This is a genomic window from Paracoccus sp. DMF-8, assembly GCF_029309835.1.
Lineage (GTDB): Bacteria > Pseudomonadota > Alphaproteobacteria > Rhodobacterales > Rhodobacteraceae > Paracoccus.
The window spans coordinates 458,751-472,083 of sequence record NZ_JARJHL010000010.1; the positions used below are offsets into that span (position 1 = coordinate 458,751).

Below are 13,333 nucleotides of genomic sequence, written 5' to 3' on the forward strand. Positions count from 1 at the left end.
TCGCGTTTCGTCAGTAGATCGGCGGTGAAATGACCCAGATCACCACGGCAGGCTCCGCCCCGTCATTGCGCCAGCCGTACTTTTGTTCGACGAACTGAAAGCTGTCGCCGGGTTTGAGCTGCACCTCCAGCGTGCCGATCCACAGGGTCAGTTCGCCGGAAATCAGCACGCCGCCGTCCTCGGTTTTCCGGGACGCTTTCAGCCCGCCGCTGCTGGATTTCGGGGCGAAGGTGGATTTGATCATCTCGAAGCTGCCGCCAAGGGTGGGCGACAGCAGTTCCTCGACCAGACCGGATCCGCTGGAACCGATCGAGGTGCGGTCGGCCGAACGCAGGATCAGCCCCCTTTCCTCTGGTCTCTGATTCGCCGAGCGAAAGAAAAAGCTGATGTTCACGCCGAAATGCGTGGCGATGCTCGACAGATCCTGAATGGACGGGATCGCCTGCCCCCTTTCGACCTGGCTGAGCCAGCCCACGGACCTGCCCAGCACGGCCGACAATTCCTTGATGGTCAGGCCACGCGACTTTCGCAGCGCCCTGATGTCGTTCCCGACAAGACTGTTCAAGATCAAAGGCAGCGGTCCTAACCGATGAGAAGCGGGGCGCAGCATCACCTGTCGATCCGCGAATGACAAGGTTCATCAGGCGGCTTCCATCAGTTTCATGATGGTAGCCTTTCGATATTCTGCAAAAATGAAATTTTTGTCTTGATTTTCATTATAGAGTTTCAGAGCATGATTTTATTCACGCCCCGCAGCGCATCGCACAGACCACGGAGACAGCCCGCATGTCATCACTTCCAGCCTCGGCCCGTGTCGTCATCATAGGGGGCGGCGTGGTCGGCGTCTCGGCGCTGTATCACCTTGCCAGGGCGGGGTGGCGCGATTGCATCCTGCTGGAAAAGAACGAACTGACCGCCGGTTCGACCTGGCACGCGGCGGGCAATGTGCCGACCTTTTCGGCAAGCTGGTCGATCATGAACATGCAGAGATATTCTGCCGATCTCTATCGTCGGCTGGCGGATGAGGTCGATTATCCGATGAACTATCACGTCACGGGATCTGTCCGCCTTGGCCACAGCGCCGAACGGCTGGACGAATTCCGCCGCGTCGTGGGCATGGGACGGCGGCGGGATATGGGGCTGGAAATCCTGACCCCGGACGAATTGCGCGGCAAATATCCCTTTGTCTCGACCCATGACCTGACCGGCGCACTTTACGACCCCCATGACGGCGATATCGACCCGGCGCAGCTGACGCAGGCGCTGGCCAAGGGCGCGCGGCAGATGGGCGCCCGGATCGAGCGTTTCTGCCCCGCGACCGGCGCCCGGCGCGAAGGTGACGAATGGGTCATCGAAACCGCCAAGGGCGAAATCCGCTGCGAATATGTCGTGAACGCGGCGGGTTACTACGCCGGTCAGGTCGCCCGCTGGTTCGGGCGCGAATTGCCCATGGTGGTGATGAGCCATCAATATCTGCTGTTCGACACCATCCCCGAAATCGAGGCCTGGACCCGCGAGACCGGCCACAAGCTGCCGCTGCTGCGCGACGTGGACAGCAGCTATTACCTGCGGCAGGAAAAATTCGGCTTCAACCTTGGCCCCTATGAGCGTGACTGCCGCGCCCATTGGATCACCCCGGACGATCCGTTCCCGGAAGACTTCAGCTTCCAGCTTTATCCCGACGATCTGGACCGGCTCGAATGGCACATGACGGATGCCATGGCACGGGTGCCGCTGCTGGAAAAAGGCGCGCTGAGCAGCGTCATCAACGGCCCGATCCCCTACACGCCCGACGGCAACCCGCTGATCGGCCCGATGCCCGGCGTGTCCAACGCCTTTGAGGCCTGCGTCTTTACCTTTGGCATCTGTCAGGGCGGCGGCGCGGGCAAGGTGCTGGCCGAATGGATCACCGAAGGGGCGACCGAATGGGACATGTGGTCCTGCGACCCCCGCCGTTTTACCGGATTCGAGGATCGCGACTATGCCATCGCCAAGGGCAAGGAAATCTATGCCAATGAATATGCGATGCATTTCCCGCATCATACCTGGCCCGAGGGGCGGATGCGGAAGCTGTCGCCCCTCCATGACCGCGTGGCGGCGCTTGGCGCGCAATTCGGCCCCGCTAACGGGTGGGAACGCGCCCTGTGGTTCGCCCGTCCCGGCGATGACACCAGCGAAGCGGCGCAACGGACATGGCGCCGCGCAGGTCCGTGGTTCGATGCCGTGGCCGGGGAATGCGCGGCGGTGCGCGATGCGGCAGGGATCCTTGACCTGCCGGGGTTTTCGCGTTTCCGGCTGAGCGGGGCAGGGGCCGCCGGTTGGCTGTCGCGCCAGATCACCGGGCGGGTGCCTGCGGTCGGGCGGCTGGGGCTGGGCTATTTCGCCGATGACGCGGGCCGGGTGGTGACGGAAATGTCGCTGGCACGGCTGGATGATGATGAAATCCTGCTGATCACTGCCGCCGCCGCCCAGTCCCATGACAGCGAATGGTTGCGCCAGCATCTGGACCCCGGCCTGACCCTGAGCGATGAATCCGCCGATTGGTCAACCCAGATGCTGACCGGCCCGCTGTCGCGCGATATCCTGCTGGCTGCCGGGGCGGATGCCGATCTGGCCAAGGGCTGGCTGACCCATCACTGGGGCCGCATCGCGGGGCGCGAGGTCTGGCTTGCCCGCGTCAGCTTTGCCGGGGAACTGGGCTGGGAATTGCACACGCGCAATGCCGATACGGCGGCGGTCTGGGATGCGGTCTGGTCGGCGGGCCAGCCGCTTGGGCTGCGCGCCTTTGGCATGTTCGCGCTGGATTGTTTGCGCATCGAAAAAGGCTATCGCGCGTGGAAGGGCGATCTTTCCACCGATTACACGGTGCTGCAATCGGGGCTTGGGCGCTTTGTCGATTGGGACAAGCCCGATTTCCGGGGCCGCGCCGCCCTGCTGGCCGAACGCGACAACCCGCGCCCGACCAGTTTTGCCGCGCTGGTGATCGGTTGCGATGCCTATGATGCGCCCTATATGGCCTCGATCTGGCACCGGGGGCGCATCGTGGGCGAACTGACCTCATCCGCCTGGGGCCACCGCGTCGGGGCCTGTATCGGGCTTGGCATGATCGAAAACGCGCTGAACACCCCCGGCACAGCGGTCGAGGTCGAGATTTTCGACCGCCGCTATTCCGCGAAGATTGCGGGCGATGGCGCGCTTTGGGATCCGGAAAACACCCGCATCAAGGCCTGATCTGCGTCCCCCGATGCCGGGGGGCGGACAAGAACAATGATGGCGCCCCGTCCAAGGATGGCGGCCCCCAACAGGAAGTAAGGAAAATGGTCGATCTCCCCACCCGGGCCCGTGTCGTCATCATCGGTGGCGGTATTTCGGGCTGCTCTGTCGCCTGGCACCTCGCGAAACTCGGCTGGACCGATATCGTGCTGCTGGAACGCAAGCAGTTGACCTCCGGCACGACATGGCATGCGGCAGGGCTGATCGGACAGTTGCGCGCCAGCCAGAACATGACGCGGCTGGCGAAATATTCCGCCGATCTTTACACGCGGCTGGAGGCCGAAACCGGGCTGGCGACCGGGTTGCGGCAATGCGGATCCATCACCGTCGCCCTGACCGATGAGCGGCGCGAGGAAATCCTGCGTCAGGCCGCGCTGGCCCGCGCCTTTGGCGTGGACGTGAACGAGCTTTCCCCGCGCGAGGTGCTGGACCTTTATCCCCATCTGGAAATCTCCGATGTGGTTGCGGGCGTGCATCTGCCCGGCGACGGTCAGGCCGATCCGGGCAATATCGCGCTGGCGCTGGCCAAGGGCGCGCGTCAGATGGGCGCAAGGATCGTCGAACAGGTCAAGGTCACGCGCGTTGTCACGGCGAATGGCCGCGTGACCGGCGTGGACTGGGAAGCGGGCGGCGAACAGGGTCATATCGCCACTGAAAACGTGGTGAATTGCGGTGGCATGTGGGGCCGCGATCTGGCCGCGCGTAACGGCGTCACCCTGCCGCTGCATGCCTGCGAACATTTCTATATCGTCACCGAAAACATCCCTGAACTGGCGCAATTGCCGGTGCTGCGCGTGCCCGACGAATGCGCCTATTACAAGGAGGACGCGGGCAAGATCCTGCTTGGCGCGTTCGAGCCCAAGGCCAAGCCCTGGGGCATGTCCGGCATCCCCGATGATTTCTGCTTCGACCAATTGCCCGAGGATTTCGACCATTTCGAGCCGATCCTTGCGAGTGCCGTGGCCCGGATGCCGCTGCTGGCGACTGCGGGGATTCACACCTTCTTCAACGGCCCGGAAAGTTTCACCCCCGATGACCGCTATTATCTGGGCGAGGCGCCGGAACTGTGCGGCTATTGGGTCGCGGCGGGCTATAATTCCATCGGCATCGTGTCCTCGGGCGGGGCAGGCATGGCGCTGGCGCAATGGATGCATGACGGCGAGCCGCCCTTTGACCTGTGGGAGGTCGATATCCGCCGCGCCCAACCCTTTCAGCGCAACCGCCACTATCTGCGCGAACGGGTCAGCGAAACCCTTGGCCTGCTTTATGCCGACCATTTCCCCTATCGCCAGATGACGACGTCGCGCGGCATCCGCCGTTCGCCCCTGCATGAACATCTGAAAGCGCGCGGCGCGGTCTTTGGTGAGGTCGCGGGCTGGGAACGCGCCAACTGGTTCGCGGATCCCGGCCAGCCGCGCGAATACCGCTATTCTTGGGGTCGCCAGAACTGGTTCGACAACCAGCGCGCCGAACATATGGCGCTGCGCGAGGGCGTCGGCCTCTTGGACATGACCAGCTTCGGCAAGATCCGGGTCGAGGGGCGCGATGCCTTGGCCTTTTTGCAGTGGCTTTGCGCGAATGAGATGAACGTGGCGGTGGGGCGGATCACCTATACGCAGATGCTGAACACGCGCGGCGGCATCGAATCCGACCTGACCGTGACGCGGCTGTCGGAAACCGGTTTTCTGCTGGTCGTGCCGGGTGCCACCTTGCAGCGCGATCTGGCCTGGCTGCGCCGCCATCTGGGCGATGAATTCGTCACGATTACCGACATCACCGCCGCCGAATCCGTGCTGCCGCTGATGGGGCCGGGCGCGCGTGAACTGCTGGCGCTGGTGTCGCCCGATGATTTCTCGAACGCTGCGCATCCTTTTGGCACCGCGCGGGAAATCGAGATCGGCATGGGGTTGGCCCGCGCCCATCGCGTGACCTATGTCGGCGAATTGGGGTGGGAGCTGTATATCCCGACCGATCAGGCCGCCCATGTCTTTGAAACTCTGCTGGACGCGGGCGAACAGGTCGGCCTGAAGCTTTGCGGGCTGCATGCGATGGACAGTTGCCGCATCGAAAAGGCCTATCGCCATTTCGGCCATGACATCACCGACGAGGATCATGTGCTGGAGGCGGGCCTGGGTTTTGCGGTGAAAACGGCCAGGGGCGATTTCATCGGCCGCGATGCGGTCTTGCGCAAACGCGAAACCGGGCTGACTCGCCGCCTGATGCAATTCCGCCTGCGCGACCCCGAGCCGCTGCTGTTCCACAATGAACCGATCCTGCGCGACGGGAAAATCGTGGGACATCTGACCTCGGGCAATTACGGCCATGCGCTCGGGGCCGCGATCGGGCTGGGCTATGTGCCCTGCCGCAGCGATGAGACCCCGGTGGAAATGCTGGAATCGGGCTATGCCATCGACGTCGCGGGCCGGATCGTGCCCGCCGAGGTCAGCCTGGCCCCGCTTTACGATCCGAAATCCGCCCGCGTTAAGCTGTGACGCTTTGCCTGCCGGGTTGCCCCGAGATTTGGGCGGCCCATTCCCCGGAAACTTTCCCCGGAAAGGTAGCTGTCGCCATTGCCGCCCGGTAACTGGCGGCAGGGGCGTGGCTTCGTGATCGTTGCGGATGAAATTCAGGGTAGGCGGCATCGGCTGGTCTCGCAGGCGGCGGCGGGGCATGCCCGTCTTTTCGCGCTGCCGGAGGGACGGGGTGCGCAATGCCCCGGGGACGGATCCATGCCGCCGCCCCCCCGCTGACCGGGACGAGCCTTGTTGCCCCGACCGGCGACGACATGATTGCCGCGCTGGTCGGCGGCGTTGCCGAGATTGCCGGATCCTGGGTGCCATGAGGCGGATCGGGGCCGATGGCCCATCCCGGCATTGGCCTGTATGAGAGGGGCAGGCACCGATGATCCTGTCGCCATCGCGCGACAGTGCGGCCGGGGCAAGACATGATTCCTGCAAGACAGGGGCGCAGAGGCTTGAGAACCACGGGCGGATCGTGTTGTTGCCGGGCACAGATGCGGGATGTGAAATCCGGGGAAACAGGGCAGATGCGGATCGCAGGACAGGATTTCATTGCGGAAGCCCGGATTTCCGGACCGGCCACGGGATACGACACCAGATGAACACGGATCTGCGCGCCCGGATCCTGTCATGTTCCGGGCTGTTTCCCGTCGGCGCGATGCTTGCCACCATCCTGTGGGAATACAGCGCCAGCCCGGCTGCGGCGTCGGTCGCAGGCCTGTCGGCGCTGGCCGGCATCGTCGCCTTCAGCCTTGTCGACCGGACGGCTCCGGTCGTCTTCGTGCTGGTCGGCATGGTCATGGCGGGGGTCGCGATAGGCACCCGGCCCGACTGGTTCGCCGGGACTCGGACCGCGGTCGAGCGCGGCAGCTTTGTCATTGCGCTGTATACGGCGCTGATGGCGATCCGCGCCGCCGCCTCGGGCTCCGCCGAAATTCTGGAATGCGGCCGCTTCCTTGCCGGGCAAAGGCCCGGCCTGCGCTATATCGCGCTGACCATCGGCGGCCATCTGTTCGGGCTGATCCTGCTTTACGGCTCGATCGCGCTGCTGGGGTCGCTGGCCGCCGAAAGCACCGCGCGGGAAACCGATGCGGAACTGCGCCGCCACCGGCTGCGGCGGATGCTGGTTGCCATCAACCGGGGCTTTGCCTCGACGCTGTGCTGGTCGCCACTGGGCTTTTCCATGGCGATCACGCTGTCGCTGGTGCCGGGCACCGAATGGGGGTTGGTGGCGCTGCCCTGCCTGCTGAACGCGGCCATGATGATCCTGGTGGGCTGGGGCATGGACACGGTCTTCAAGCCGCGCCTGGCCCGGCCCGCCCCCGTTTCCCCGGTGGTGGCGGGGGGCTGGCTGACCCATCTGCGGCCGCTGCTGTTGCTGCTTGGGGCGGTGATCGTCGGCGTCGTCCTGTTGAGCATGGCAACGGGGGTGGATGTGATCGGCGGCGTCATGTCATTCGTGCCGCTGGTCGCCATCATCTGGATCTGGCAGCAGGGCGCGGGGATGCCCGGCGGACGTCCGGCCCATGTCGGCCGTCGCATCGCCGAATTCGTCGGGCGGGACCTGCCGGCCTATGGCAATCAGATGGTGCTGCTGTTCATGGCGGCCTTCATCGGCAGTCTGGGTGCCTTTCTGCTGGTGCCGTTGATGGGCCGTCTGGGGCTGGATTTCTCGGCTGTCCCGGCCTGGGCGATTCTGGTCGCGCTGGTCTGGCTGGTGCCGTTGAGCGGTCAGTTGGGGATGAATCCCATTCTTTCCGTGTCGCTGATCGTGCCGCTGCTGCCATCGCCCGCCGCGATGGGGGTTCATCCGGCGGTCCTGGTCGCGGCGATCACGGGGGGCTGGGCGCTGAGCGGCGTGACCTCGCCCTTCACGGCCTCGGTCCTGCTGGTGGGCAGCTATGGCAAGGTCTCGGCCCGGCAGGCGGGCATGCGCTGGAACGGGCCTTACGCGGTGGTGATGGGCTGCGTCATCTCGGTCTGGGTGCTGATCTTGGCGATGCTGATGTAGAATGAGGGCGTTGGGGATGTTCAGTCCTGCGCGACCCGCCCCAAGCGAAGACGGTGCCGGTGATCCGTGACGGACGCGATGCAAAGCCGCGTTGCGATCACCACCGACAAGGCCCCCGCCCCGGCAAGCAGCAGCATCAGCAATATCTGGTAGCGGGCAGCGGCCAGCGGATCCATCCCCGCCAGGATCTGCCCCGTCATGATCCCCGGCATGGTGATGATACCTGCGCCCGCCATCTGGTTGATCACGGGAATAAGCCCGTTATGCGCTGCGGCTGAACTGATCTCGCGCAGGGCCGTTCTGCGATCCGCGCCTAGCAACAGTTGCGCTTCGATCGCGCGTCTTTCGCGGTGGATTTTATCCAGCATCGTGTTCAGCGCCAGGCTCGTGCTGTTCAGGACCGTCCCCAGAATGATGCCGATCAGGGGAATGGCGTGCTGAGGCGCAAGCCATTCATCCTGCCGAAGCGCCGTGGTCAGGGCCAGCCCGGTGATGAAAACCGCCGAAACGGCGACGGGCAGCCCGCCCAGACCGTAGCGGCGCCAGCCGGAAAAATGATGCTTCTGTCTGGAATGGACCTCGCGGACTGCGGCGGCGATCATCAGGGCGGCGACCGAAAGGGTGACCGGCGCCCTGGACGCGGCGATAACATAGCGCAGCGCGATCCCGACCAGCACCAGCTGCGCGATCATTCTGAGCGCCGCCACCACAAGCGGCGCATGCATCCTGAGCGACAGCCGCACGGACAGCGCCGAGGCGATCAGCAGGCTGCTTGCCGCGATCAGGAAATCTGAAAACGAAAGCTCGACCGGAGTCATGGCAGCGGCCCTGCGACGCCCGTGGCGGAAAGCACATAATGGCGGTCGGACAGCCGGGCGATCTGGTCCGGATCATGCGACACCACCAGCAGGCCAAGACCGTTTTTCGTGGCCCTGATCATTTCGTTTTCGACGAGCCGGGCCGTCGCGGGATCCAGCGAAGCCGTCGGCTCATCCAGCAGCATGAAGCGCGGCTGCCGGATCATCGCCCGGATCAGGGCCAGCCGCTGGCGCTCTCCGCTGGACAGGTCGTCGGGCGAGGATGCCATCAGTCTTTCCGGCAGCCCCAGAGGGGCCAGCAGGCTTCTGGCGCGGCTTTCGTCGGACATGTGGTCGGACACGCGGGGCGCCCACCAGCCTGAATCGGCCGGGACATAGGCCACCATCTTCCGCCATTCATAGGCGGGGATTTCCTCGCGGATGCGGTTCCCGATCCGGGCCGATCCAATGCCGGGATCCAGATCGACGATCAGCCGCAAAAGCGTGCTTTTCCCCACGCCGGACGGCCCGGACAGAACGACACATTCACCCGCGGGGATGGTCAGCGTCAGGGCGGGAAAACCCGCGCCTTTCGACACATTGGCGATGTGCAGGGCTTCCGTCGGATCCGGCGCCGCGGACACAGAGCCTGACTGCATTCTTCGGGGAGAGGGTAGCATATGCTGATCTCTGGTGTTATGGTAGTGAACGCTACCGCTGTCGCCGAGGATATACAAGCCCGCCATGTCGCCAACACCCTCGCCAAATCCGCGCCGCAGGAACTCGGGAACGAGGGATGTTTTCGCAGAGCGTTTCGCGCGGTATCGTCAGCGCCTGTCCCCATCGTTCAGAAGGGTTGCGGAATTCATCGACGCCAATCGCGTCGATGTCCTGACCTTTTCGGCGATTGAACTGGGGCGGGCCGCCGGGACGTCGGATGCGACCGTGATCCGGGCGGTTCAGGCCCTGGGTTTTCATGGCCTGCATGATCTGAGGGCCGAACTGTCCGCCTGCCTGACCGGGCGGGACACGCCCGCCGACAATCTGACCCGGACATGGGCAGAACTGGGCGAAAACGCCGAGGCGGCGATGGATGAGGTGATCGCATCCCTTGCCGATGCGCAGGCGGCACTGGATGCCGGCGGCGCGATGCGCGATGCGATGATGGACGCGCTCAGGGTGCTGCATCTCGCGGACCGGATCGCCGTTTTCGGCGTTGGTCCGACCGCGCATGTCGCGGCGCATTTCGCCGCAAGATTGCGTCGCAAGGGGCGCAGCAGCCTGGTGCTGGATCAGATGGGGGCGGGGCTTGCGGATCAGTTGCTGGACCTGTCGGCAGGTGACGCGGTCGTGATGCTGTCCTTCGGCAGATCCTATCGCGAAGCCGAAGCAACCATCTTCGAGGCGCGCCGGCAGAACCTCCCCATCGTTCTGGTGACGGACCTGCCCGAAGAAAAGACCGCGCGGGCATCGACCGTTGTGCTTGAGATACCCCGAGGGCGAAGCGGGCGCGTCGCATCGCATGTTCCCACGCTGGCCTGCCTTGAAATGCTGTTGCTGGGCCCGGCGACAACCGGCCGCGAAATTTCAATTCACGCCCTGGAAGAACTCGAACGCCTTCGCGAATTGACCCGGCCCGGCCGACGCGCGATTTCCGACCCGCGCGCCGATATCTGACCGTTTTCTGGGTGGGGTCCGGCCCTTTCCCGCTGTTTTCAGCGCGGGCAGGGCGCGTCCGGCAGCAGGTGCCGATCCTGTTGCCGCAAATGCCCTGTGGCAAATTCAACACAGACACATTTCGTCACAAAAAACCGATGTCAGCCGCCGCGAAAGATTCGTAATCCGATGGCCGCCAGCCATCAGCAAGCCCGAACACACGACTTTTGGAGTCATATATGAAACTCACCGCGATTCTATCGCTGGGGGGATGCTCGGCGCTTGCGATGGCGGCATCTCTTCAGGCTCAAGAGACTTACACCGGCACCGAAGGGGTCATTGTGCTGGACACGATCACCCTGATCGCCGGAGGCGAGGAAAACGTCGAGGCGACCGGCGGCGTTTCGGTTTCCGCCGAGGATATCGAGGCCATGGCGCCCGCCGATGTCTCCGAGCTTTTCGCCCGCGATTCCGCGATCACCGTTTCGGGCGGGGCGGGCCCGTCCAAGCGTATCCACGTCTTTGGCATGGAACAGTCGAACCTTGCCGTGACCGTGGACGGGGTGCCGCAGGGCGTGACAAGCTGGCACCATACCGGCTCGAACGTGATCGACCCGGCTTTTCTGAAATCGGTCGAGGTCGAGGCGGGCGCCGCCGCCGCCGATTCCGGTTTCGGCGCGGCCGCCGGTGCGGTGCGTTATGAAACTGTCGGCGCCAAGGATCTGCTGGCCGATGGTCAGAGCATGGGCGGCCGGGTCGGCCTGTCCTATGGCAGCAACGGGCGCGGCTTTTCCGGGTCTCTGGCCGGTTACGGGGTCTATGGCGGCTTTGACTGGTTCATGATGGTCCATGCCGCCAATGGCGACAATTACGAGGCCGCGAACGGTCGCGAGATGCCGGGCACCGAACCCGCGACGCAAGGCCTGCTGACCAAGCTGGGCTATGAATTCGAGGATCACCGCCTTGAACTGGCCTATGAATACAGCAAGGATGATGCCGACCGTGTCATCAAGATGAACATGGACCTGAACGCGGATGACAGCGTCTATCCGCTGAAGGTGACGCGCAACACCTTGTCGCTGAAATACAGTTCGACCGCGCCGACCGATGCCTGGGACCCCGAGGCGATGTTCTATGTCAGCCGCAACGAATACTGGCGCAACGATTACGCCGAGGACCGGACCAACGGCGACATGGATCTGGAATCCCAGACCATCGGCGGCAAGCTGCAAAACACCTATACCCTGGGTCAGGGCAAGATTACCGCCGGGGTGGACTGGGCCTATAACGATTATGACATCGACAATTACGGTGACACGGATCGCCGTTACTGGTCGATGGAAACGATGCAGGTCGGCGCCTTCGTTCAGGGCCGCTTTGAATTCGACAACGGCATCGACCTGTCGACCGGCATGCGTCTGGATCATCACCGTTTCACCGACTGGAACGGGGATCGCCACAGCGACACCGGCGCCAGCGTGAACGGCACGGTTGCCTATGAATTCGCCGAAGGTTTCGAGGTCTTTGCCGGCGGTTCGCGCACCTGGCTGGGCTATAATTTCGGCGAATACGGGCTGTTGCACGCCCGCACCTCGGATTTTGCCGTGGCGGACGGTTTCGAGGCGGCGGAAGCGACCAATATCAAGCTGGGCCTGAACGCCAATCAGGGCAACTGGACCGGAAACCTTACCTTCTTTGACACGAGGCTGAAGGATCTGGGGGAATACGACACCTCCAGCGAGGTTTACGCTTTGGTCAATGCCGATGAATACCGCAGCAAAGGCTTTACCCTGCAGGGCAGCTACAGCTGGGGCAGCGGCCGCGTCGGCGCCAGCTTTACCAAGGCGGATGTGACCCAGAACGGCGAGGACAAGATCCCCGATGGCGGCACCGTCATGCCGGTCGGCAAGCTGGCCACGCTGTTCATCGACCAGGAAATTCCGCAATACGGCCTGAAGGTCGGCGGCACCATCGAATGGGCCGGCAAGCTTGCGGGCGACTACCTGACCGATAACGGTTTCGAGGATCATTCGTCCTATACGGTCGTGAATGTCTATGGCGAATGGCAGCCGCAGAACCACGAAAATGTCGTCATCCGCCTGGGCGTGGATAACCTGTTCGATGAAACCTATTACGAGCGTTCCAGCTATGTGCAGCGCGTCGCCGGCAGCCGGATCATCGATCCGCTTTACGCCCCCGGCCGGACGGTGACGCTTGGCGCGAAAATGTCCTTCTGACATCGCGCGTAACCTCGTGAACCAACGCGAAAGCTGCCACCGTTCAGGTGGCGGCAAATATCCGTGACCCGGCTGGCGCAGGCGCGGGCCGGGTCCTTGACGAAAGGCGTCGCCGTCATCGCTTGCGCAGCGGCGCGGGTCGTCGCGGCAAACCGGCAGGGCGCCGGTTGCTGCCCCTTTGCCGGGCATGCGCGCGGGGCAGCTTGCCAGAAATGGCCACGGCCATACCTGTCCTTTCGCGCAGGTCGTCGCGGGGCCCCGGTTGCGTGCGGCCCGCACATGACGCATTCTGCGCGCGGCGCATTCATCGGGATACGGACATCGGCGTGTGACCTGGGATATTCAGACATTGTTCCGCAGCCATGCAGCCCGCGTCACCCGGTCGCTGACCCGCCGTGGTGTGGCGATGGATGTGGCCGAGGATCTGACGCAGGATGTCTTTCTGCGCCTGCTGGACACCGACCGGCGCCTGCCCGATCCGCAGGGCGGACGCGATCCCTCGCCGCTGCTTTTGCGGATCGCGCGCAATCTGATGATCGACCAGTGGCGGCGCGAAAAGGTGTTGCCGCAGATCGCGATGCTGCCCCGCGACCTTGACCTGATCGCCGACCCGCAGCCCCTGACGGAACAGCGCATCCATGACCGCCAGCGGCTGGAACTGACGGCGAAGGCCCTGGCCGATCTGCCCGAACGCACCCGCCGCGCCTTTGAACTGCACCGGATCGAGGGGCGCACCATCGCCGAGGTTTCGGCAGAGCTTGGCATATCGACCAGCCGGGGCTGGGCCCTGATCCATGACGCATACCGCCGTATCCGCCACACCCTGCACGAGGGCTGAGC

General features: G+C 64.1%; 10 protein-coding genes. 7 read left to right on the forward strand and 3 right to left on the reverse strand.

The features are described 5' to 3' along the window. Positions 1 to 10 precede the first annotated feature (10 nt). Entirely contained in the window at positions 11 to 610 is a 600-nt protein-coding gene (locus PE067_RS09570; RefSeq protein ID WP_346429677.1) for an XRE family transcriptional regulator, read from the reverse strand. A gap of 176 nt (positions 611 to 786) precedes the next feature. Between PE067_RS09570 and PE067_RS09575 the strand changes: the two genes are divergently transcribed. From PE067_RS09575 to PE067_RS09590, 4 genes are all read left to right on the forward strand, one after another. Further along, positions 787 to 3,231: an FAD-dependent oxidoreductase gene (locus PE067_RS09575; protein ID WP_276189160.1), complete on the forward strand. Its 2,445-nt coding sequence runs from the start codon at positions 787 to 789 to the stop codon at positions 3,229 to 3,231. An 86-nt stretch (positions 3,232 to 3,317) separates the two neighbouring features. Continuing rightward, positions 3,318 to 5,765 (forward strand): FAD-dependent oxidoreductase, encoded by a 2,448-nt coding sequence (locus PE067_RS09580; protein WP_276189161.1) that lies wholly within the window; start codon positions 3,318 to 3,320, stop codon positions 5,763 to 5,765. 218 nt (positions 5,766 to 5,983) lie between these two features. Next, a complete protein-coding gene (locus PE067_RS09585; protein WP_276189162.1) occupies positions 5,984 to 6,115 on the forward strand; it encodes a hypothetical protein in 132 nt (43 codons plus the stop codon). A 275-nt stretch (positions 6,116 to 6,390) separates the two neighbouring features. Further along, complete coding sequence (locus PE067_RS09590; RefSeq protein WP_276189163.1) at positions 6,391 to 7,803, forward strand: hypothetical protein; 1,413 nt, start codon at positions 6,391 to 6,393, stop codon at positions 7,801 to 7,803. 20 nt (positions 7,804 to 7,823) lie between these two features. On the opposite strand, the gene PE067_RS09595 is transcribed toward PE067_RS09590, so the two are convergent. Next, entirely contained in the window at positions 7,824 to 8,621 is a 798-nt protein-coding gene (locus PE067_RS09595; RefSeq protein ID WP_276189164.1) for an ABC transporter permease, read from the reverse strand. Beyond that, positions 8,618 to 9,244, reverse strand: a complete 627-nt coding sequence (locus PE067_RS09600) for an ABC transporter ATP-binding protein (protein ID WP_276189165.1) — start codon at positions 9,242 to 9,244, stop codon at positions 8,618 to 8,620. Before PE067_RS09600 ends, PE067_RS09595 begins: the two co-directional genes overlap by 4 nt. A gap of 100 nt (positions 9,245 to 9,344) precedes the next feature. On the opposite strand from PE067_RS09600, the gene PE067_RS09605 reads away from it, so the two are divergent. The 3 genes from PE067_RS09605 to PE067_RS09615 all read left to right on the forward strand — a co-directional run bounded on the left by PE067_RS09605 (position 9,345) and on the right by PE067_RS09615 (position 13,331). Next, positions 9,345 to 10,277 (forward strand): MurR/RpiR family transcriptional regulator, encoded by a 933-nt coding sequence (locus PE067_RS09605; RefSeq protein WP_276189166.1) that lies wholly within the window; start codon positions 9,345 to 9,347, stop codon positions 10,275 to 10,277. A 266-nt stretch (positions 10,278 to 10,543) separates the two neighbouring features. Beyond that, positions 10,544 to 12,493 carry a TonB-dependent receptor gene (locus PE067_RS09610; protein ID WP_276189167.1) on the forward strand — a complete coding sequence of 650 codons (1,950 nt, stop codon included), beginning with the start codon at positions 10,544 to 10,546 and terminating at the stop codon, positions 12,491 to 12,493. A gap of 328 nt (positions 12,494 to 12,821) precedes the next feature. Further along, positions 12,822 to 13,331, forward strand: a complete 510-nt coding sequence (locus PE067_RS09615; protein ID WP_276189168.1) for an RNA polymerase sigma factor — start codon at positions 12,822 to 12,824, stop codon at positions 13,329 to 13,331. Positions 13,332 to 13,333: the final 2 nt, after the last annotated feature.